This window comes from uncultured Ramlibacter sp. (assembly GCF_936925435.1).
In the GTDB taxonomy this organism is placed as follows: Bacteria; Pseudomonadota; Gammaproteobacteria; order Burkholderiales; family Burkholderiaceae_C; genus Ramlibacter.
Genome location: NZ_CAKZHQ010000002.1, coordinates 281,207 through 300,343, shown reverse-complemented (window position 1 = coordinate 300,343; position 19,137 = coordinate 281,207). Strand labels below are relative to the sequence as shown.

General features: G+C 68.2%; 20 protein-coding genes. 17 read left to right on the top strand and 3 right to left on the bottom strand.

The window, feature by feature from the left end; genetic code table 11:
• The first annotated feature begins 1 nt into the window (after position 1).
• Genes recO through nagZ form a run of 4 tightly spaced genes read left to right on the top strand, consistent with a single transcriptional unit; the run spans position 2 to position 2,976 of the window.
• Positions 2 to 754, top strand: coding sequence for a DNA repair protein RecO (gene recO / locus Q0632_RS01600; RefSeq protein ID WP_298923644.1), 753 nt, complete (start codon positions 2 to 4; stop codon positions 752 to 754).
• Positions 751 to 1,509 (top strand): pyridoxine 5'-phosphate synthase, encoded by a 759-nt coding sequence (locus Q0632_RS01595; RefSeq protein ID WP_298923642.1) that lies wholly within the window; start codon positions 751 to 753, stop codon positions 1,507 to 1,509. Before recO ends, Q0632_RS01595 begins: the two co-directional genes overlap by 4 nt.
• 10 nt (positions 1,510 to 1,519) lie before the next feature.
• Positions 1,520 to 1,921, top strand: coding sequence for a holo-ACP synthase (gene acpS / locus Q0632_RS01590; RefSeq protein ID WP_298923639.1), 402 nt, complete (start codon positions 1,520 to 1,522; stop codon positions 1,919 to 1,921).
• On the top strand, positions 1,918 to 2,976 hold the full coding sequence (gene nagZ, locus Q0632_RS01585) for a beta-N-acetylhexosaminidase (RefSeq protein WP_298923636.1): 1,059 nt from the start codon (positions 1,918 to 1,920) through the stop codon (positions 2,974 to 2,976). The genes acpS and nagZ overlap by 4 nt, the downstream gene beginning before the upstream one ends.
• 89 nt (positions 2,977 to 3,065) lie before the next feature.
• Here the strand turns inward: nagZ and Q0632_RS01580 are convergent, their stop codons facing one another.
• From Q0632_RS01580 to lysS, 3 genes are read right to left on the bottom strand one after another with little or no spacing between them, the layout of a single operon-like run.
• On the bottom strand, positions 3,066 to 3,569 hold the full coding sequence (locus tag Q0632_RS01580) for a YgjP-like metallopeptidase domain-containing protein (protein WP_298923634.1): 504 nt from the start codon (positions 3,567 to 3,569) through the stop codon (positions 3,066 to 3,068).
• On the bottom strand, positions 3,566 to 4,819 hold the full coding sequence (locus Q0632_RS01575; RefSeq protein WP_298923632.1) for an Hsp70 family protein: 1,254 nt from the start codon (positions 4,817 to 4,819) through the stop codon (positions 3,566 to 3,568). Before Q0632_RS01575 ends, Q0632_RS01580 begins: the two co-directional genes overlap by 4 nt.
• Positions 4,820 to 4,827: 8 nt before the next feature.
• Entirely contained in the window at positions 4,828 to 6,366 is a 1,539-nt protein-coding gene (gene lysS / locus Q0632_RS01570; RefSeq protein ID WP_298923630.1) for a lysine--tRNA ligase, read from the bottom strand.
• A gap of 77 nt (positions 6,367 to 6,443) precedes the next feature.
• Here lysS and Q0632_RS01565 point away from each other — a divergent pair, with 77 nt between their 5' ends.
• The 13 genes from Q0632_RS01565 (at position 6,444) to Q0632_RS01505 (ending at position 19,136) form a co-directional block, all read left to right on the top strand.
• The gene (locus tag Q0632_RS01565) at positions 6,444 to 7,910 is read left to right on the top strand and encodes a lipid II flippase MurJ (protein ID WP_298923627.1); all 1,467 of its coding nucleotides are present in this window, start codon (positions 6,444 to 6,446) and stop codon (positions 7,908 to 7,910) included.
• Positions 7,911 to 7,921: 11 nt separating this feature from the next.
• The gene (locus tag Q0632_RS01560) at positions 7,922 to 8,728 is read left to right on the top strand and encodes an aldolase/citrate lyase family protein (RefSeq protein WP_298923624.1); all 807 of its coding nucleotides are present in this window, start codon (positions 7,922 to 7,924) and stop codon (positions 8,726 to 8,728) included.
• Positions 8,725 to 9,279 carry a sugar transferase gene (locus Q0632_RS01555; RefSeq protein ID WP_298923622.1) on the top strand — a complete coding sequence of 185 codons (555 nt, stop codon included), beginning with the start codon at positions 8,725 to 8,727 and terminating at the stop codon, positions 9,277 to 9,279. The genes Q0632_RS01560 and Q0632_RS01555 overlap by 4 nt, the downstream gene beginning before the upstream one ends.
• A gap of 79 nt (positions 9,280 to 9,358) precedes the next feature.
• Positions 9,359 to 11,152, top strand: coding sequence for an asparagine synthase (glutamine-hydrolyzing) (gene asnB / locus Q0632_RS01550; RefSeq protein ID WP_298923620.1), 1,794 nt, complete (start codon positions 9,359 to 9,361; stop codon positions 11,150 to 11,152).
• On the top strand, positions 11,139 to 12,371 hold the full coding sequence (locus tag Q0632_RS01545) for a UDP-glycosyltransferase (protein ID WP_298923618.1): 1,233 nt from the start codon (positions 11,139 to 11,141) through the stop codon (positions 12,369 to 12,371). Before asnB ends, Q0632_RS01545 begins: the two co-directional genes overlap by 14 nt.
• A gap of 8 nt (positions 12,372 to 12,379) precedes the next feature.
• Positions 12,380 to 13,108, top strand: a complete 729-nt coding sequence (locus Q0632_RS01540; RefSeq protein WP_298923616.1) for an acylneuraminate cytidylyltransferase family protein — start codon at positions 12,380 to 12,382, stop codon at positions 13,106 to 13,108.
• Positions 13,105 to 13,848: a HisA/HisF-related TIM barrel protein gene (gene hisF / locus Q0632_RS01535; protein ID WP_298923612.1), complete on the top strand. Its 744-nt coding sequence runs from the start codon at positions 13,105 to 13,107 to the stop codon at positions 13,846 to 13,848. Before Q0632_RS01540 ends, hisF begins: the two co-directional genes overlap by 4 nt.
• Positions 13,845 to 14,453 (top strand): imidazole glycerol phosphate synthase subunit HisH, encoded by a 609-nt coding sequence (gene hisH, locus Q0632_RS01530; RefSeq protein WP_298923610.1) that lies wholly within the window; start codon positions 13,845 to 13,847, stop codon positions 14,451 to 14,453. The genes hisF and hisH overlap by 4 nt, the downstream gene beginning before the upstream one ends.
• Complete coding sequence (locus tag Q0632_RS01525) at positions 14,454 to 15,668, top strand: N-acetyl sugar amidotransferase (protein ID WP_298923608.1); 1,215 nt, start codon at positions 14,454 to 14,456, stop codon at positions 15,666 to 15,668. It begins immediately after the preceding gene.
• Entirely contained in the window at positions 15,665 to 16,684 is a 1,020-nt protein-coding gene (locus Q0632_RS01520) for an N-acetylneuraminate synthase family protein (protein WP_298923606.1), read from the top strand. The genes Q0632_RS01525 and Q0632_RS01520 overlap by 4 nt, the downstream gene beginning before the upstream one ends.
• Complete coding sequence (gene neuC / locus Q0632_RS01515; RefSeq protein WP_298923603.1) at positions 16,681 to 17,886, top strand: UDP-N-acetylglucosamine 2-epimerase; 1,206 nt, start codon at positions 16,681 to 16,683, stop codon at positions 17,884 to 17,886. Before Q0632_RS01520 ends, neuC begins: the two co-directional genes overlap by 4 nt.
• Complete coding sequence (locus Q0632_RS01510) at positions 17,880 to 18,893, top strand: ketoacyl-ACP synthase III (protein ID WP_298923601.1); 1,014 nt, start codon at positions 17,880 to 17,882, stop codon at positions 18,891 to 18,893. The genes neuC and Q0632_RS01510 overlap by 7 nt, the downstream gene beginning before the upstream one ends.
• A 21-nt stretch (positions 18,894 to 18,914) precedes the next feature.
• Positions 18,915 to 19,136 (top strand): acyl carrier protein, encoded by a 222-nt coding sequence (locus Q0632_RS01505; RefSeq protein WP_298923598.1) that lies wholly within the window; start codon positions 18,915 to 18,917, stop codon positions 19,134 to 19,136.
• The last annotated feature ends 1 nt before the right edge of the window (position 19,137 follow it).

Below are 19,137 nucleotides of genomic sequence, written 5' to 3'. Positions count from 1 at the left end.
CGTGGCGACGCAGCGCATTTCCGACGAACCGGCTTTCGTCCTGCACCGCTACGACTGGAGCGAGTCCAGCCTGATCCTGGAGGTGTTCACCCGCCACCACGGTCGCATCGCCCTGGTGGCCAAGGGCGCCAAGAAGCCCAGTTCCAACTTCCGGCCGGTGCTGTTGCCCCTGCAGCCCTTGCGCCTGGGTTTCGGCGGCGATGCCGAGATCCGCACGCTCAAGGGGGCGGAATGGGCCGGCGGTCAGGTCATGCCCACCGGCGACGCGCTGCTCGCGGGCTACTACCTCAACGAGCTGGTGATGCGCCTGCTGGCGCGCGACGACCCCCATCCCCGCCTGTTCGACGCCTATGCCAGCGCCGTGCAGGTGCTGGCCTCGGAGCATGGTGAGGCGCTGCAGCCGGCCTTGCGCGCCTTCGAATTGCTGCTGCTGCGCGAGATCGGCCTGCTGCCGGCGCTGGACATGCAGACGCCCACCCTGCGCCTGATGGAGCCGCAGGCCCGCTACAGCCTGGTGCCCGAAGGAGGCCTGGTGGCGGCGCGCCAGGGCGACGGCCGCGCCAGCCTCAGCGGCGAACAGTGGCTGGCGCTGCAGGGCGCGCTGGACGATGGCGCATCCTTCACCGCCACGCTGCGCCAGGCGGCGCAAACCCTGTCCGAACTCAAGCCGCTGCTGCGCACCCTGCTGCACTACCATTGCGGGGTCTCGACGCTGCGCACCCGCCAGCTGATGATGGATCTGCAGTCCCTATGACCACCTCCCCAGCCCACACCGCATTGTCCGTCAACCTCAACAAGGTGGCCCTGGTGCGCAACACCCGGCACCTGGGCATCCCCAGCGTGGTTCGGGCGGCCACGCTGTGCCTGGACGCCGGCGCCCAGGGCATCACGGTGCATCCGCGGCCCGATGGCCGCCACATCCGTGCCGACGACATTCCGCTGCTGCACAAGTTGGTGGCCGGGCGGCCGGAGGTGGAATTCAACATCGAGGGCAATCCCTTTCACAACCTGATGGACTTCGTGCGCGAGTTCCGCCCGCACCAGTGCACCTTTGTGCCCGACAGCGAAGGCCAGTTCACCAGTGACCACGGCTGGGACTTCCCGGCCGACAGCCAGCGCCTGCTGCCCCTGATCGCGCAGGCCAGGGCGCTGGGCGTGCGGGTCAGCCTGTTCATGGACCCGCAGCCAGCCATGATGGCCGCCGTCAAGGCCGCCGGCGCCGACCGGGTCGAGCTCTACACCGAGAGCTACGCCAGTGCCTGGGGCACGGCCGGCAAGCCGGATGCGCTGCAGCGCTTCGCCGTGGCGGCGCAGGCGGCGCTCGATGCCGGCCTGGGCGTCAATGCCGGCCACGACCTGAGCCGCGAGAACCTGGCTGACTTCCTGCGTGCCGTGCCCGGCGTGCAGGAGGTGTCGATCGGCCATGCCCTGATCTCTGACGCGCTCGAGCTGGGTTACGAGGCCACCGTCAAGGCCTACCTGGCCCAGATCCACTCCGCTTTCGCCTGAAGGGCAGCGGATGATCTACGGCGTGGGCACCGACATCTGCGACGTGCGGCGCATCCAGGCGTCGCTGCGGCGCCACGGCGAGCGCTTCGCCCGCAAGATTCTCAGCGACGCCGAGCTGGCGACCTGGAAGGCGCGCAGCGCCCGCTGGCCCGAGCGCGGCACCCGTTACCTGGCGACCCGCTTTTCCGCCAAGGAGGCCTTCAGCAAGGCGGTGGGGCTGGGCATGCGCATGCCCATGACCTGGCGGCTGTGCGAGATCGGCAAGCTGCCCAGCGGCCAGCCGGTCATCGTGCTGCATGGCGGCCTGAAGGAATGGTTCCAGGCCCAGGGCCTGTCGGCCCATGTCAGTGTCACCGATGAAACCGACTACGCGGCGAGCTTCGTCGTGGTGGAAAAGAAAGACTTGCAATGAGCATGCATGCTCCCGTCATCCTCGACATCGCCGGCACGACGCTCAGCGCCGCCGACCGACGCCGCCTCAAGCACCCGCTGACCGGCGGCCTGATCCTGTTCGGCCGCAACTGGCAGGACCGGGCCCAGCTCACGGCCTTGTGCGCCGAGATCGCCGCGCTGCGCGACGACCTGCTGGTCTGCGTGGACCATGAGGGCGGCCGCGTGCAGCGCTTTCGTAGCGACGGCTTCACCCATCTTCCGCCCATGCGCGCCCTGGGCGAGCTGTGGATGCGCGACGCGTTGAAGGCGACCAACGCCGCGACCGCCTGCGGCTATGTGCTGGCTTCCGAGTTGCGCGCCTGTGGCGTCGATTTCAGTTTCACCCCAGTCTTGGATCTCGATTGGGGTGGCAGCGGGGTGATCGGCGACCGTGCCTTCCACAGCGACGCGCGGGTCACCGCCATGCTGGCCAAGAGCCTGATGCACGGCCTGCTGCAGGCCGGTATGGCCAACTGCGGCAAGCATTTCCCCGGCCACGGCTTCGTCAAGGCCGATTCGCACACCGACATCCCGGTGGACCGGCGCAGCCTCAAGGCCATCCTGGCCGACGATGCCGCGCCGTATGACTGGCTGAGCGCCACGCTCAGCAGCGTGATGCCGGCCCATGTCATTTATCCCAAGGTGGACAGCCGTCCGGCGGGTTTCTCCAGCCGCTGGCTCAATGACATCCTGCGCCGGCAGCTGGGTTTCGGCGGCGCGGTCTTCAGCGACGATCTGAGCATGGCCGGCGCCCGCCTGATCGACGGCCGCGAGATCAGCTACACCGAGGCCGCGATGACGGCACTGAGCGCAGGCTGCGACCTGGTGCTGCTGTGCAACCAGTCGCTGGGTCAGGGCGCTGCGGTCGACGAATTGCTGGACGGCCTGACCGAGGCCCAGCTCAAGGGCCACTGGCAGGCCAGCGACGCCAGCGAACAGCGTCGGCGCGAACTGCTGCCGCGCACGCCTGGCACGGCCTGGGATGAGCTCATGACCCAGCCGGCCTACATGCACGCGCTGGACCTGCTTCCTTAAGCGGACCTGAGCGCCGCTGGGCCGCCCCAAGGCGCGAACGCCCCCTCGGGGGCAGCGAGCCACACGCAGTGGGCGAGCGTGGGGGCCAATTACCCTGGCCAGGCCAGCTTGCCGTGCAGGTCGGCATGGGCCAGGTACAGGCGCAGGTCGAATTCGTACTGGTGGTAGTGCGGCTCCATGCGGCAGCACAGCTGGTAGAAGGCCTTGTCGTGCTCCTTCTGCTTCATGTGGGCCAGCTCATGGACGCTGATCATGCGCAGGAACTCCAGCGGCAGCTCACGGAACATCGCCGCCACGCGGATTTCGCGCTTGGCCTTGAGCCGGCTGCCCTGCACCCTTGAGACCGTGGTGTGGGTGCCCAGCGCCTGGTGGATGATGTGCAGCTTGTTGTCGTAGGCCACCTTGGACAAGGGCTCCGAGCTGCGCAGGAACTCCTGCTTCAACTCCATCACATAGCCGTACAGCGCGTTGTCGGTGCGCAGCTGGTGGGCCTGCGGATACTTGCGCAGCAGCATCTCGCCCGCGCGGTTGCGTTGCAGCAGGTCCTGCGCCTGGGCCTGCAGCTCCTGCGGATAGGCACCCAGGTAGTTCATGCCCGTCGGGCAGCGTAGGCCAGGCCCGAGGCGACGCCGCCGAACAGGTCACCCTCGAGCACCTCGGTCTGCGCAAAGCTGGCACGCAGCGCGTGCTGGAAAGGCCGCAGTGCCGAGGAGCCGCCGGTCAGGTAGACGGCGTCCAGGTCGCTTGCCTGCAGGCCGGCGAGCTTCACGCAGTCATGGGCGCAAGCCACCACCTTGGACAGCAGCTCGCCCAGGCTGGCTTCCATGTCCTGCGTGCCGAGTTCCGCGTGCAGGGCGGGCTCGATGCAGGACAGGTCGATGGTGGCACCAGCCCCAGCCAGCGATGCGCGGATCTTGGCCTGCTCCACCTCGCTGACCAGCCGGTGGCCCAGGCGCTCGGTCAGCACCGTCATCAGGCGGTCGTGCAGGCGCAGCTGCGCGTAGCTGGTGCGCAGGTCCTGCGCCTGGCGCAGGATGCGCGGCGTGTACATCCAGTTGATCAGGTGCCAGGTCGACAGGTCGAAAAACACCGGGTTGGGCACTTCGCGTCCCTGCGGGCCCTGGTGGCGAAAGCCCAGCAAGGGCATGACGCAGTCCAGCTCCAGGCGGCGGTCGTAGTCGGTGCCGCCTATGTGCACACCGCTGGTGGCCAGGATGTCGCTGGCGCGGTCGGCCCGCGCCATGCGCTGCGGACCCAGCCGCACGACGGTGAAGTCGGAGGTGCCGCCGCCGATGTCCACGATCAGGGTCAGGGTCTCGCGCTGCACGCGCTGCTCGAAGTCGAAGGCAGCCGCGATCGGCTCCAGCTCGAAGCCCACCTCCTGGAAGCCCGCCGCCTGCGCGGCCTGCAGCAGCGAGGCCTGGGCCTGGCGGTCGCGGCCATCTTCATCGTCGACGAAATGCACAGGCCGGCCAATGATGGCGCGCCGCAGTGGCTGGCCCAGATGGCGCTGCGCCCGCGCGCCCAGCTCGCCCAGGAAGCGCGAGATCACCTCCTGGAAGCTGACCATGCCGCCGGGCACGGCGGTCTTTTCCTGCAGCAGGCTGCTGCCCAACAGGCTCTTGAGCGAGCGCATCAGGCGGCCGTCCACGCCCGCCAGGTACAGGCCTATGGCTTCGCGGCCGAAATGAATGCTGCGTTCCTCTGCGTTGAAAAACACCGCGGTGGGAATGGGGCCGGCTTCGCCCTCCAGCGGCACCAGGCGTGCCAAGCCATCGGCACCTACAGCGGCGATGGCCGAATTGGAGGTGCCGAAATCGATGCCGAGCGCGCCGCCGGGCATGGCGCCGGTCAGCCTTCCCGCCGCAGGGCGGGAAAGAGGATGACGTCGCGGATGCTGGGGCTGTCGGTCAGCAGCATCATCAGCCGGTCGATGCCCACGCCGCAGCCGCCGGTGGGCGGCATGCCGTACTCCAGCGCGCGCACGAAGTCGTGGTCGAAGAACATGGCCTCGTCGTCGCCGGCGTCCTTGGCATCGACCTGGGCATTGAAACGCGCAGCCTGGTCCTCGGCGTCGTTGAGCTCGGAGAAACCATTGCCGAATTCGCGGCCGGTGATGTACAGCTCGAAGCGCTCGGTCACCTCGGGCCGCTCGTCGTTGGCGCGTGCCAGCGGCGAGATCTCGGTCGGGTGTTCCATGATGAAGGTGGGCTGCCAGAGCTTGTCTTCCACCGTCTCTTCGAAGTACATGACCTGCAGGCTGGCCAGCGAGCGCGCCGACAGCTTGTTCTTGTCTTCCGACAGGCCCAGCTTGCGCAAGGCATTGACCAGCCATTCGCGGTCGTCGACCTGGTCACCCGCTACGGTGTGCTTGAGGATGGCTTCGCGGATGGTCAGGCGCTCGAAGGGCTGGGCCAGGTCGACCGGCTTGCCGGCGTAGGTCAGCTGGAGCGTGCCGCAGGCCTTCTGGGCCGCGTCGCGGATCAGCGACTCGGTGAAGTCCATCAGGTCGCGGTAGTTCCAGTAGGCCGCGTAGAACTCCATCATGGTGAACTCGGGGTTGTGGCGCACCGAGATGCCTTCGTTGCGGTAGCTGCGGTTGATCTCGAAGACCCGCTCGAAGCCGCCGACGATCAGGCGCTTGAGGTACAGCTCCGGCGCGATGCGCAGGTACATCTGCTGGTCCAGCGCGTTGTGGTGCGTCACGAAGGGCTTGGCATTGGCGCCGCCTGGGATGGGGTGGAGCATGGGCGTCTCCACCTCGAGGAACTGGTGCGCCACCATGAACTCGCGGATGCCCGAGACTGCCTTGCTGCGGGCGATGAAGCGCTTGCGCGCGCTTTCGTCGGTCATCAGGTCGACGTAGCGCTGGCGGTACTTGACCTCCTGGTCGGCCACGCCGTGGAACTTGTCGGGCATGGGCCGCAGGCTCTTGGTCAGCAGGCGCACGCTGCTGGCGTGGATGGACAACTCGCCGGTGCGGGTCTTGAAAACCTTGCCCTCGGCCGCAACGATGTCGCCCAGGTCCCAGTGCTTGAAGGCAGCATAGAGCTCCTCGCCGATGTCGTCGCGCGTGACGTAGATCTGGATGCGGCCGCTCTGGTCCTGCAAGGTGGCGAAGCTGGCCTTGCCCATGACCCGCTTGAGCATCATGCGGCCGGCGATCTTCGCCGTCGTGCCTTCGGCTGCCAGCGGCTCGGCCTCCTTGGCGCCGTGCGCGTCCAGCAGGGCCTGGGCATGGTCGGCCGGTTTGAAGTCGTTGGGGAAGGCCACGCCCTTGCCCTGTTTCTGGGCCTCGCGCAGGGCCTTGAGCTTCTCGCGGCGCTCGGCGATCAGCTGGTTGTCGTCGGCGGCGGGCGCGGCGGGGGCGGAGGTCTTGGGATCGGACATGGGGGAAGGGTTCAGGCGAAACCGTCGATTTTAGTTTTTTGCGGGGCGCTTTCGCAGCGGCCTCGATAATCCCGGCCATGTTTCTCAAAGCGGGTGCCGTTTCCCTGGCGTTGCTGCTGGCCAGCCGGCTGTTGGGGCTGGTGCGCGAATCGGCCCAGGCCGCGGCCTTCGGCGCCTCCGGCCTGGCCGACGTGGCGGTGCTGATGCTGACCCTGCCGGACTGGCTGGCAGGCGTTCTGGCCAGCGGCGCCCTGGCCTATGTGCTGCTGCCGGCCTGGGCCGGGCAGGGCGCCGCCCAGGTGCGTGCCAGCCAGCGCAGGGTGACGGTCTGGCTATTGGCCGGCAGCCTGCTGCTGGCGCTGGCCTTGCTGCTGCTGCGCGCACCGGCGGTGGACTGGCTGGCCGGGGGCCTGCCCGCGCTCTTGCGGCCGCAGGCCAGCCAGGGCCTGGCCTGGAGCGCCCTGGCCTTGCCGGCGGCCATGTTGGCGGCCCTGTGGGCCACCCGGCTGCAGCACCAGCGTGACTTCACCGGCCTGTACGGCGCCAACCTGGTGGTCAACACCGTCCTGATCACGGCCATCGCGGGCGTGGGCTGGGCCAGCGGGGAGCAGGCGATCACCTGGCTGGGCCTGGGCTTGCTGGCTGCCATGGGCCTGCGGCTGGCCTGGCTGTGGCGCCGCCAGGCCGGGGCCGCCGCCGCCCCGTCCGCTGCCAGCCACCAGCCCCTGGCCTTGCCGGCGCCGCCGGTCTGGCTGTGGGCGGCGCTCAGTGCAGGCCTGCCCCTGGCCCTGCCGTTTGCCGCCCGCTCGATCGCCTCGCAGGCCGGCGAGGGCGCGCTGGCGACCTTCAACTACGCCTGGAAGCTGGTGGAGCTGCCCCTGCTGCTGGCCATCCAGCTGGTCGCCACCCTGGCCTTTCCAGCCGTCGCCGCGGCATTTTCGGGCGGCGTGGCGCCGCGCGATGGCGGGCGCACTGTGCGGCTGGCCCTGGCCCTGGCCTGGACCCTGGCCTGCGCCGCCGCTGCCGCCTTGCTGCTGGGCGCGCCGGCCCTGGGCCAGCTGCTGTTTGGCTGGGGCCGGTTGGACGCAGTGGCGCTGGAGCGCATAGCCCAGTGGGGCGCCATTGCTGCCTGGGGCCTGCTGCCGCAGGCGCTGATCGCCGTGGCCCTGACCGTGCTGGCCGCCCAGGCACGCATGCGCATGGCCGTGGCGGCCTATGGCCTGGGCTTGCTGACCCTGCTGCTGGCCGCCTCCTGGGGCGTGCGCGACGGCGCCGGCCTGATGCGCCTGCTCAATGCGGTGTTTGCCGGCGTCGCTGTGGTCGTGGTGCTTGCCATGGGCCGCGACGCGCTGCGCTGGATGCCCTGGCGCGCGATGGTGATCGGATTTGCCGGCTTGTTGCTGGTCGCCGGCGCCAGCGCCTGGCTGGGCGCCGCGGCGCTGGGGCTGGCCGGCGGCCTGGCTGCCGCAGTGTTGGCGGCGGCGCTGGTGCTGGCCGCCAGCTGGCTGGGCAGCAGCGAATTGCGCCAAGCCCTGCAGCGATAATTTCGGCATCCATGCTCGAACTGATCCAGATCACGAACGACCCCGCGTTCGCCCGCCGCTGCGACGTCCTGGACGGGATGCGGCTATGGGTCGATCTCGAGCGCCTGGGCAAGGCCGAACGCCAGGCCGGGCGCAACACCTTCATCAGCACCCACGGCATCGAGGATGTGGCCCGCATCAAGCGCGAACTGCGCCGGGCCCAGCTGATGGTGCGCATCAACCCGCTGAACCCGCAGACGCCGGCCGAGGTCGATGCCGTGCTGGCCGGCGGCGCCGACCTGCTGATGTTGCCCATGTTCGGCAGCGCCGACGAGGTGCGCGACTTCGCTGCCCTGGTGGCCGGCCGCGTGCCCATCGTGCTGCTGCTGGAGACCGGCGCCGCGCTCGATTCCCTTGATGACTGGATCGCCACGCCGGGGCTGCACGAAGTGTTCGTCGGCCTGAACGACCTGCACCTGTCGCTGGGCCAGCGCTTCATGTTCGAGCCGCTGGCCCTGGGCCTGGTCGATCGGATCGCTGCGGCCGCCAGACGCCAGGGCCTGCGCTTTGGCTTCGGTGGCATCGCCCGGCTCGACGAGGGCCTGCTGCCTGGCCGCGACGTGCTGGCCGAGCATCTGCGCCTGGGTTCCGACGCGGTCATCCTGTCGCGCACCTTCCACCGCAGCAGCGAGCCCGTTCCCTTCGAGGACGAGGTCGCCGCCCTGCGCCGCGCGCAGGCCGAACTGGCTGGGCGCGAGCCGGCCCAGGTGCAAGCCGATTCGCGGCGCATCGCCGCCACCATCGAGGCCATCGCCGCCCAGCTGGCCCAGGCCGCATGAAGCGGCTGCTGGACATGCTGGTCGCGGCGCTGGCCCTGGTTCTGCTCTCGCCCTTGATGCTGGGGGCGGCGCTGGCAATCGCCGCCGAGAGTGGCTTGCCGGTGCTGTTTCGCCAGCAGCGGGTCGGCCGCGGCGGCCAGCTGTTTGGCATGTACAAGTTCCGCAGCATGGTCAAGGACGCGGCGGCCATCGGGCCGTATTCCACCAGCGCCAACGACCCGCGCATCACAAGGGTCGGTCGTTTCGTGCGCCGCACCAGCATCGACGAACTGCCCCAGCTGCTGAACGTGCTGCGTGGCGACATGAGCCTGGTGGGGCCGCGGCCCGACGTGCAGGCCCAGCGTTCGCTCTACAGCGATGCCGACTGGGCCCAGCGCTGCAGCGTGCGCCCCGGCATCACCGGCCTGGCCCAGGCCTTGCTGCGCTCCGAAGCCACACCGCAACAGCGGCTGGACCTGGACCTGCAATACACCCGCGAAGTCAGCGTGTGGCTGGACCTGAAGATCATCTGGTGGACGCTGGCGCGCATTTCTGGAAACGGGAGCAATTGATGAGCCCCCACGGTCACTTCGTTCCCTGCCCCCCGAGGGGGCCGTCAATGCCCTACGGGCGGCCGGGCGGGCATTGAGCATGTGCGGCATCTTCGGCTACTGGGACCGCGGCCGGCGCGCGCTGCCGGCGGACCGCCTGGCCGCGATGGCCCGGACACTGGTGCACCGCGGCCCCGACGACGAGGGCGTGCACCACCAGCCGGCGCGCGGCGTGGCCGTGGGCAACCGGCGCCTGTCCATCATCGACATCGGCGGTGGTCACCAGCCTTTCGTGTCGGACGACGGCAGCATCGCAATCGTGCAGAACGGCGAGATATTCAACTATGTGGAGCTGGCGCAGGAACTGCGCAGCCAGGGCGTGCGGCTGGACACCGCCTCCGACACCGAGGTGCTGCTGCGGCTGTACGAGCGCGAGGGCATCGCCTTCCTCTCCAAGCTCAATGGCATGTTTGCCATTGCCATCGACGACGCGCGCGAGGACGCTCTGTACCTGGTGCGCGACCGCATCGGCGTCAAGCCGCTGTATGTGGCCGACGACGGCCAGCGCCTGCTGTTCGGCTCGGAAATCAAGGCAATTACGGCTGCAGCCCCCGAATTGTCTGCTTCAGATGCCATCGATATCGAAGCAATCCATCACTACCTGAGCTTCAATTACATTCCCGTGCCCTGGACCATCTGGCGCGGCATCCGCCACGTCATGCCCGGAACGTGGATGAAGTTCGGCCGCTCCGGCGTGCAGACCCAGCGCTGGTGGAGCCTGGCGGACCAGCGCGAGTGCGACCATGACTACGGCGACTGGGCCGCCGAATTCATGGCCATCCTGGACGACGCCACCCGCATCCGCTTGCGCGCCGATGTGCCCTGGGGCGCCTTCCTGTCGGGCGGCGTCGATTCCAGCACCATCGTCGGCCTGATGGCCCGTCACGTGGACCGGCCGGTCAAGACCTTCTGCATCGGCTTTGCCGACCCGCGCTACAACGAGTCGGCCTTTGCCGCCGAGGCCGCGCGCCGCTTCGGCTGCGACCACAGCAGCGAGATCGCCGAACTCAACATGCTGGACCGCTGGCCCCAGGTGCTGTGGCACCTGGACCAGCCGCACGGCGACGCCTCCTTCATGCCGACGCTGCGTGTGAGCGAGCTGGCGGCCAAGCACGTCAAGGTCGTGCTCACCGGCGACGGCGGCGACGAATTGTTTGCCGGCTACGACAAGTACGCCGCCTTCTTCGCCCGGCCCGATGCACAGACACTGGACGCGCCGGCCTTCCAGCGCGCCTACTTCGACTCGATCTCGCTGTTCTCGCCCGCGGCCAAGCAGGCGCTGTACCGGCCTGAAGTGGCGGCCAGTCTGGCCGGCATTGACAGCTTCGGCGTGGCGGCCCGGCCCTGGTTCGACGAGGCCCAGCACTTGGACCGCGTCAACCAGGCCCTATACCTGGACATGCAGCTGCTTTTGTCCGGCAACAACCTGGTCAAGCCCGACCGCATGGGCATGGCGGTGTCGATCGAGGCCCGCACCCCCTTCCTGGACTGGCGGATGATGGAGTTCGCCTTCCGTTCGCGCGGCGCCACCAAGCTGTCGGCCGCCGGCGACAAGAAGCACTGGTACAAGAAGGCGGCGGCGCCGCTGATCGGTGCTGACCTGGCCTACCGCAAGAAGCAGATGTTCACCGTGCCGGTGGGCGAGTGGTTCCGCGGCGAGAGCCATGCCTGGCTGGCTGCGCTGCTGCGGGACAGCGCGCTGCTGGGCCGGCTGTTCCAGCGCAGCGAGATCGACGCCATGCTGTCGCGCCACCGCGACGGCAGCGCCAACTTCACGCGCGAGTTGCGCGCGCTGGCGGCGCTGGCGCTGTGGGCGAACCATGGTCAGCATTGAGAAGGACAGCGGCGGCTTGCCGACCTGGTTGTTTGTGGCCTACGGCGGCGGGCATATCGCCATGCTGCTGCCCGTTGCCCAGCGGGTGCGCGAACTGGGCCTGGCACGCCCCCTGATGCTCGCGCTGACGACGGCCGAAGCGGTCAGCCGCCAGGCCGGCCTGGAGACCGTGGGCTTCGCCGACTTCGCCGGGCCGGACGATGGCGAGGCTTTGCAGCACGGGGCGCTGCTGGCGGCGCAGCTGCCGACCTCGCCCGTCCATGCGGCGCAGAGCACGGCCTACCTGGGTTTGAGCTACGCCGACCTGCAAGCGAGCCTGGGCAAGGAAGGCGCAGCCCAGGCCTACGCGCAGTACGGCCGCCAGTGCTTCCATCCCTTGCCGACGATGCGCCGCATCCTTCGCACGCTGGCGCCGTCGCTGCTGGTGACCACCAATTCGCCACGCGCGGAGCGTGCGGCCGTAGAGGCGGCACGCGAACTGGGGATTCCCGCCGCCTGCCTGGTCGACCTGTTCGCGGTCGACGAGAAGGTCTGGATCGGCCGGCCAGGCTATGCCGACCGGGTCTGCGTTCTCAATGAACAGGTGCGCCAGATGTTCATCGACGAAGGGCGCGCGCCGGCCGACATCGTCGTGACCGGCAATCCGGGCTTCGACCGGTTGCAGGATCCGCAGGTGCGCCAGGCGGCTGCCGGCGTCAGGCAGGCGCTGGCCCCGGGCGGTGAAAAGCTTGTGCTGTATGCGCCCAGTCCTGAGCCCCTGCACCATCCGGTCCGCCAGCAGGCGGGCAACGAGCAGCTGCCGCATGAGGTCTTGGCAGCCTTGCTGGCCTGGGCGCAGCAGCGGCCGTCTGTGCGCGTCGCCGTGCGTCCCCATCCCAGCCAGCGCGAGGAATTCGCCCTCGGTTCCAGCCAGGCGGTGCTGGCCGGTCAGGACATGGCGCTGGAGCCCTTGCTCCATGCCAGCGACGCCGTCTGTATCACGGTATCGACCGTTGGTCTGCAGGCTCACCTGGCCGGCAAGCCGGTCGTTCAGGTCGGCGGGTCCATGTTCGACGACGGCGCGCCGTTCTCCGCCATGGGCATTGCGACGGCCGCGACGCTGGCGACACTGGGTCCGGCGATGGACCGCGCGCTGGCCACGGCGGCTGTTTCACAGCAAGCCGTGGAGCCCTCAACACCGCGTGTGATCCAGGTGTTGCGAGAGCTCGCCAACCTATAATTGGCCCCATGGAATCACCCCGCGGCATCACCATCGCGACGGTTTGCGCAAGGGGCGGAAGCAAGGGACTGCCGGGCAAGAACATCCGGCCTTTTCCCGGTGCGGACGGGGCTCCCCTCATCGCCCACACCATCGGCCATGCCCTGGCCAGCACGCGCATCGACCAGGTGTACGTGTCAACCGATGACGATGCCATCGCGCAAGCCGCCCGTAACGCGGGCGCGACCGTCCCCTATCTGCGTCCGGCTGAACTGGCGACAGACAGCGTCGGCAAGCTGCCGGCCGTGGAGCACCTGGTGGCCCACCTGGAAGCCCAGGGCCTGCGGATCGCCACCGTCGTCGACCTCCAGCCCACCTCGCCGCTGCGCAACCGCGGCGACATCGAACGCTGCCTGGATGCGATGGATGGCGTGGATCTGGCAGTGTCGGTCTACGACAGCGGCTTTCACCCGGCCTTCAACCTCGTTGAACTGGCGCCCGACGGCCTGGCGCGGCTGTACGCGCAAGCCGGCGGTGTGAGCCGCCAGGCTTTGCCGCCGGTTTACGCCATGAACGGCAGCATCTACTGCTGGCGCCGGGCCGCGCTGGCCCGCGCCGCCGTTCACGGGCTGTGGAGCGTGCCGGTGCGGGGCGTGACCATGCCGCGCGAGCGCTCGGCCGACATCGACGACCTGCTGGATTTCGAATGGGCTGCATGGCTGTACCGGCGCCAGGCCGCGCAGGAGGCCCTGGCATGAAAAGAATCTGCGCCCGCATCGACGTCAAGGGCGACAACTGCGTCAAGGGCAAGAACTACGAGGGCCTGCGCAAGATCGGCCCCGCCGGCGCTGTCGGCCACCGGGCTTTCGGTGCCGCGTTCGACGAGGTCTTCTACATCGACCTGGTGGCGTCGCTGTACCGCCGCCGCTTCGATGCCGGCGTGGTCCAGCAGGTTGCCAGCTCGCTGTTCATTCCCTTTTCCGTGACCGGCGGTGTCTCGGGCATCGACGACGTGCAGACTCTGGTGCTGTCGGGCGTGGAGAAGGTCGGCATCAACACGCAGGCGCACCACAAGCCCGAACTGCTGGGCGAAATGGCGCGCCTGTTCGGCCGGCAGTTCTGCGTGCTGTCGATCGACGCCAAGAAGATTGGTGCGGGCCGCTACGAATGCCAGATCCTGGGCGGCCGCGAGGCCACCCACACCCTGGTCAGCGACTTCGTCCCGCGCATGGCGCCGCAAGCCGGCGAAATCCTGGTCACCAGCATCGACCGCGACGGCTGCCTGAGCGGCCCGGACCTGGAGCTGATCGAGCAGGTGGCCGGCTCCTGCGACGTGCCGGTGGTCTATTCCGGCGGCATCCGCAACGCCGACGACGTGCGCCAGGCCTTTCGCGCCGGCGCTTCGGCGGTGGCGATAGGGTGCGCCTTCCACGACGCCGATTTTTCCGCGCTCAAGGTCAAGACCGAACTGCAAGACGAGTTCGAGGTGAACCTGTGAGGGTCAGCGTCGTCAACCTGGGCGTCAACAACATCAAATCTGTGATGGGCGCGCTCGAGCACATCGGCCAGGCCGCCCATGTGGCGGCCGAGCCGCGCGAGCTCGAGGCGATCTGCCTGATCCCCGGCATCGGCAATTTCGGTTTTGTCAGCGAGGTGATGCGCAAGTCCGGCTGGATGGACGCGATCCGCTCCCATGCGCAGCGGGGCCGGCCGGTGATCGGCATCTGCCTGGGCATGCAGCTGCTGTGCCGCTCGTCGGCCGAAGCACCGGACTCGGCGGGCCTGGACCTGCTGCCCGACGCCGTGCTCGACCTGCGCAGCCTGCCGGTGGGGGGCGAGCGGTTGCCGGTCACCGGTTGGCGCAAGCTGGAGAGCGAAGTGCCGGCCTGGAACGGCCTGAACATGTATTTCAACCACTCTTACGGCATCGCGGCCGACCATCCGCATTGCCTTGCGTCGTACCGGTATGGGGCGGCCCGCATCGCCGCCGTGGTGGGGCGCGACAACATCCTGGGCTTGCAGTTTCACCCCGAGAAATCCGGCCTGCAGGGATTGAAGCTGCTCGAAAATTGCATCGACCATGTGTCGGGAGAAGGTGTCTGAATGAGTTATATGGGCAAGCAGCTGGTGAAGTTCTGCACGCATTGCGTTCAATCGAACCAGCGGGTCTCCCCTTCGATGGTGACCGCCGATTCGCGCGACAACGTGCGGCATACGCTGGAAATCGACGATGGCGTGTGCGACGCCTGCCAGGTCGTCGCCAAGAAGGACAGCATCGACTGGGCCGCGCGCGAGCAGGACCTGCTCAAGCTTCTGGACCGGTACAGGGATCCGACCAAGCCTTATGACGTGCTGATCCCGGGCTCCGGCGGCAAGGACTCGGTGTTCCAGGCCCATGTGCTCAAGACCAAGTACGGCATGCGTCCCCTGACCATCACCTGGGCTCCGCACATGTACACGGACGTGGGCTGGGTCAATTTCCAGGCATGGATCAACAAGGGCGGCTTCGACAACCTGCTGGTCACGCCCGATGGCGCGGTGCACCGCAAGCTGACCCGGCTGGCCTACGAAAACCTGCTCCATCCCTTTCAGCCCTTCGTCTTCGGGCAGCGCCACCAGGCCTCCAAGCTGGCCAAGCGCTTCGGCATCGACCTGATCTTTTTCGGCGAACACCACGCGGAATACGGCGCCCCCAAGGGAGAAGACGCGTTCTCCCTGATCCCGCCCAAGTACTACACCGGCGAAGTGACGCCGCAGTCGCGCATCTCCGGCCTGACGCTGCCGGAGCTGGAGAAGGAAGGCATCGGCATGCGCGACCTGGACATCTACCTGCCGATGTCCGAGAAGGACTACCTGGCCAGCGGCATCGAAACCCATTTCCTCGGCCATTTCCTGCGCTGGGATCCGCAGGAGGTCTTCTACTACGCCCAGAAGGCCACCGGCTTCACACCCAATGACCGCCGCACCGAGGGGACCTATTCCAAATACAACTCCATCGACGACAAGATCGACGGCTTCCACTACTGGTGCGCGTTCATCAAATTCGGTGTCGGCCGCTGCACCCACGAGGCATCGCAGGAAGTGCGGCACCGCCACATCACGCGTGACGAGGCGCTCAACCTGGTCGACCTCTACGACGGCGAATTGCCCGAGCGTTACCTGCCCGACGTGCTGGAGTACATGGGCTTGACGCGCGAGCGCTTCCTGGCGATTGCCGACTCGTTCCGCCCAGAACACCTGTGGGACAAGCGCAGTGACGGCTGGTGGCTGACGCAGCGCGCGGCCGGCGTGCCCAAGAACTTCGGGTTCCTGGCATGAGCGCGCCGCGGCCCTACGTCATCGCCGAGGCCGGCGTCAACCACAACGGCCGGATCGCGCTGGCGCGCGAGCTGGTGCATGCGGCCAAGGCCGCTGGCGCCGACGCCGTCAAATTCCAGACCTTCATTCCCGAGATCGGCGTCCTGGCCGACACGCCCCTGGCCGAGTACCAGAAGAAGGCGATGAAGACCGAGGCCAGCACCATGCTGGAGATGGTGCGGACCCTGGCCCTGAGCTTCGACGAGTTCCGCGAACTGCAGATCCTGTGCAACGAGGTGGGCATTGATTTCATGTCCACGCCGTTCGACCGTCCCAGCGCCCAGCTGATGGTGGCCCTGAACCCGCGCTACATCAAGATCTCCTCGGGCGACCTGGACAACTTCCTGCTGCTGGAGGAGGTGGCGAAAAGCCGCTCCCAGATCATCATCTCGACCGGCATGGGGACCTTGGCGGAAATCCGCGCGGCCGTCGACTTCACCCTGTCGGCCGGGGCTGCGGGGGTCTGCCTGCTGCACTGCGTTTCCAGCTACCCGGCGCCGATCGAGGTTGCCAATGTCCGCGCCGTGCGCACCTTGCGCGAGCAGTTCGGCCTGGTCACCGGTTACTCCGACCACACCACAGGCTTCGCCGCGGGCTGCGCCGCCGTGGCCCTGGGCGCGCAGATCGTCGAGAAGCATTTCACGCTGGACAAGGCCATGCTCGGCCCGGACCACGCGTTCTCCCTGAACCCGGCGGAGATGGCACAGTTCGTCACCCTGCTGCGCGAATCGGCGCTGTCGCTGGGCGACGGGCAGAAGATCTGCGGGCCGGAAGAGCAGGAACTGCGCACGCTGGCGCGCCGCTCCATCCACATGGTGCGCCCCATGCAGGCCGGAAGCAGGCTGACCATGCAGGACATGTGCGCCATCCGTCCCGCCGGCGGCCTGTCGCCTGACCTGGCGCCGCAGCTGGTGGGCCGGACCCTGCAACGCGATCTCGGCGAGCTCGAGCGCCTTTCGCTGCAGGACCTGGCATGAGCGGCCTGCGCGTGGCCGTGATCACCGGCAGCCGCGCCGAATACGGCCTGCTGTACTGGGTCATCCGCGCGCTGTCTGCCGATCCGCATTTCGATGTGCGGGTGATCGCGACCGGGTCGCACCTGGCGCCTGAGTTCGGCATGACCGTGCACGACATCGAGCGCGATGGCGTTCGTGTGGACGAGCGCGTGGAGATGCTGGTGGCCTCCGATACGCCCGGCGGCGTCGCGCGGTCGATGGCGCTGGGCCTGATCGGCCTGTCCGACGCCCTGGCGCGCCAGGCGCCCGACCTGGTGCTGCTGCTGGGTGACCGCTTCGAAACGCTGGCGGCGGCGCAGGCCTGCCTGCTGGCGCGCATCCCGGTGGCCCACCTCGCCGGTGGCGATGTCACGGAGGGCGCGCTCGATGACGCCATGCGCCATGCCATCACCAAGCTGTCGCACCTGCACCTGGTCAGCAACGAGGAGTCGGCGCGGCGCGTGGTCCAGATGGGTGAGCTGCCGCAACGCGTGCACGTTGTCGGCAATCCCGGCCTGGACGCCTTCCGCGAACAGCCATTGATGGCAAGGCCTGCGGTGCAGGAGGCACTGGGCCGGCCGTTGGCCGAGCGCAATGTGCTGGTGGTCTTCCATCCCGAGACGCTGCCTGCCGGGTCCGACACAAGGCCGCTGGCCGACAGCGCAGCGGCGGCTACCGGGGCACTGATCGGCGCTCTGGAGGGCCTGTCCCAGGGCGCGGCATTCTGGGTGGTCATGCCCAATGCCGACGAGGGCGGGCGCGCCATCAAGGACAGATGGCGGCAATGGGCGGCGGGCAGGACCGATGTCTGTCTGATCGAGTCGGTTCCCCGCGCGGTTTTTCTCGGCCTCATGGCGCAATGCGAGCTGATGGTGGGCAACTCCTCCAGCGCCCTGGGCGAGGCGCCCTCGCTGAAAGTGCCGGCGGTGGACATCGGGCGCCGCCAGGCCAGCCGCCTCGCCGCGGCCAATGTCATCCGCTGCGAAGCCACATGCGCCGCCATTGCCGCGGCCATGGCCCAGGCGCTTGCGCTCGATTGCTCGGGCGTCGTCAATCCCTACGGCGATGGCATGACCGGCCCCCGGGTGGCCGCCCTGCTCAAGGCCGTGGAGCGGCCGCGCGAACTGCTGGCCAAGCCCTTTCATTGGGTGGCTGGGCCGCCGCCGCAGGAGGCTTCATGCTGAACAGCCGGATCGGCGCCATCGCCAGCCACCTGCCGGACCAGTTGCTGGACAACGAGGAACTGGCCCTGCTGTTCCCCGACTGGCCGGCGCAGAAAATCCTGGACAAGACCGGTGTCGCCAGCCGGCACATCGCCGCCGACGGCGAGACCGCGGCCGACCTGGCTTTCCACGCGGCCCGCAAGCTGTTTGACTCGGGTGCGGTCCAGCCGACCGACATCGATTTCATCCTGCTGTGCACTCAGGCGCCGGACCATGTGCTGCCGACCACAGCCTGCATGTTGCAGCACCGCCTGGGGCTGCGCACCGATATTGGAGCGCTGGACTTCAACCTGGGATGCTCGGGCTTCGTCTATGGCCTGTCGCTGGCCCGCGGCCTGATCGGCACGGGTGCAGCCCGGCGCGTGCTGCTGCTGACGGCGGACACCTATTCCAAATACATCCACCCCAAAGACAAGAGCGTGCGCACCATCTTTGGCGATGCAGCCGCCGCAACCCTGGTGGAGGCCAGCGACGGCGCGGCTGCCATCGGCCCCTTCGTGTTTGGTACGGATGGTTCGGGCGCCGGCAACCTGATCGTTCCGGCCGGCGGCTTTCGCCGGCCGCTGGACGCCAGCGCGATGCAGGAGACGGCCGACGGCTCGGGCAATGTGCGCAGGGCCGCAGATCTGTACATGAACGGCCCGGAGGTCATGAGCTTCAGCCTGCAACGGGTGCCCAGGGCGGTGGACGAACTGCTGGAGCGCTCCGGCTGGCAGCGCGACGAAGTCGACCATTTCGTCTTCCACCAGGCCAACCGCTTCATGCTGGAGACGCTCCGGAAAAAAATGAAGATCGACGCCGGCCGCATGCCGGTATTCATGGAAAATTGCGGCAACACGGTGTCTTCCACCATCCCCCTGGTCCTGGAGCACCTGCGCAACACCGGCAGCATTCACACTGGGCAGAAGCTCGTTCTGATGGGTTTCGGTGTCGGGTATTCTTGGGCCGGTGCGGCCATGGTGGCCTGAAGGCCGCCCCAGAAGGAATTTATGAGCGATTTTTACGATGGCGTGGCCGACATTTTTGAGGTCGACGTGGCGCAGGTCGGCCCTGACTTCGACCTGGTGGCCGCCGGTTGGGATTCGCTGGCCATTGTTTCCATCATCGCGCTGGTGGACGACTGCTTCAACATCACCCTTGACGGGCAGGCGCTTGGCGCGTGCGGCACGCTGGCCGACGTGGAAGCGCTGATTGCCTCGCGCAAGGGCTGAA

Bases quoted from the DNA above. Each gene is read 5' to 3' on its own strand.
- Q0632_RS01595 (WP_298923642.1), top strand. From the start codon at position 751: ATGACCACCTCCCCAGCCCACACCGCATTGTCCGTCAACCTCAACAAG.
- acpS (WP_298923639.1), top strand. From the start codon at position 1,520: ATGATCTACGGCGTGGGCACCGACATCTGCGACGTGCGGCGCATCCAG.
- nagZ (WP_298923636.1), top strand. From the start codon at position 1,918: ATGAGCATGCATGCTCCCGTCATCCTCGACATCGCCGGCACGACGCTC.
- Q0632_RS01580 (WP_298923634.1), bottom strand. From the start codon at position 3,569: ATGAACTACCTGGGTGCCTATCCGCAGGAGCTGCAGGCCCAGGCGCAG.
- Q0632_RS01575 (WP_298923632.1), bottom strand. From the start codon at position 4,819: ATGCCCGGCGGCGCGCTCGGCATCGATTTCGGCACCTCCAATTCGGCC.
- lysS (WP_298923630.1), bottom strand. From the start codon at position 6,366: ATGTCCGATCCCAAGACCTCCGCCCCCGCCGCGCCCGCCGCCGACGAC.
- Q0632_RS01565 (WP_298923627.1), top strand. From the start codon at position 6,444: ATGTTTCTCAAAGCGGGTGCCGTTTCCCTGGCGTTGCTGCTGGCCAGC.
- Q0632_RS01560 (WP_298923624.1), top strand. From the start codon at position 7,922: ATGCTCGAACTGATCCAGATCACGAACGACCCCGCGTTCGCCCGCCGC.
- Q0632_RS01555 (WP_298923622.1), top strand. From the start codon at position 8,725: ATGAAGCGGCTGCTGGACATGCTGGTCGCGGCGCTGGCCCTGGTTCTG.
- asnB (WP_298923620.1), top strand. From the start codon at position 9,359: ATGTGCGGCATCTTCGGCTACTGGGACCGCGGCCGGCGCGCGCTGCCG.
- Q0632_RS01545 (WP_298923618.1), top strand. From the start codon at position 11,139: ATGGTCAGCATTGAGAAGGACAGCGGCGGCTTGCCGACCTGGTTGTTT.
- Q0632_RS01540 (WP_298923616.1), top strand. From the start codon at position 12,380: ATGGAATCACCCCGCGGCATCACCATCGCGACGGTTTGCGCAAGGGGC.
- hisF (WP_298923612.1), top strand. From the start codon at position 13,105: ATGAAAAGAATCTGCGCCCGCATCGACGTCAAGGGCGACAACTGCGTC.
- Q0632_RS01525 (WP_298923608.1), top strand. From the start codon at position 14,454: ATGAGTTATATGGGCAAGCAGCTGGTGAAGTTCTGCACGCATTGCGTT.
- Q0632_RS01520 (WP_298923606.1), top strand. From the start codon at position 15,665: ATGAGCGCGCCGCGGCCCTACGTCATCGCCGAGGCCGGCGTCAACCAC.
- neuC (WP_298923603.1), top strand. From the start codon at position 16,681: ATGAGCGGCCTGCGCGTGGCCGTGATCACCGGCAGCCGCGCCGAATAC.
- Q0632_RS01510 (WP_298923601.1), top strand. From the start codon at position 17,880: ATGCTGAACAGCCGGATCGGCGCCATCGCCAGCCACCTGCCGGACCAG.
- Q0632_RS01505 (WP_298923598.1), top strand. From the start codon at position 18,915: ATGAGCGATTTTTACGATGGCGTGGCCGACATTTTTGAGGTCGACGTG.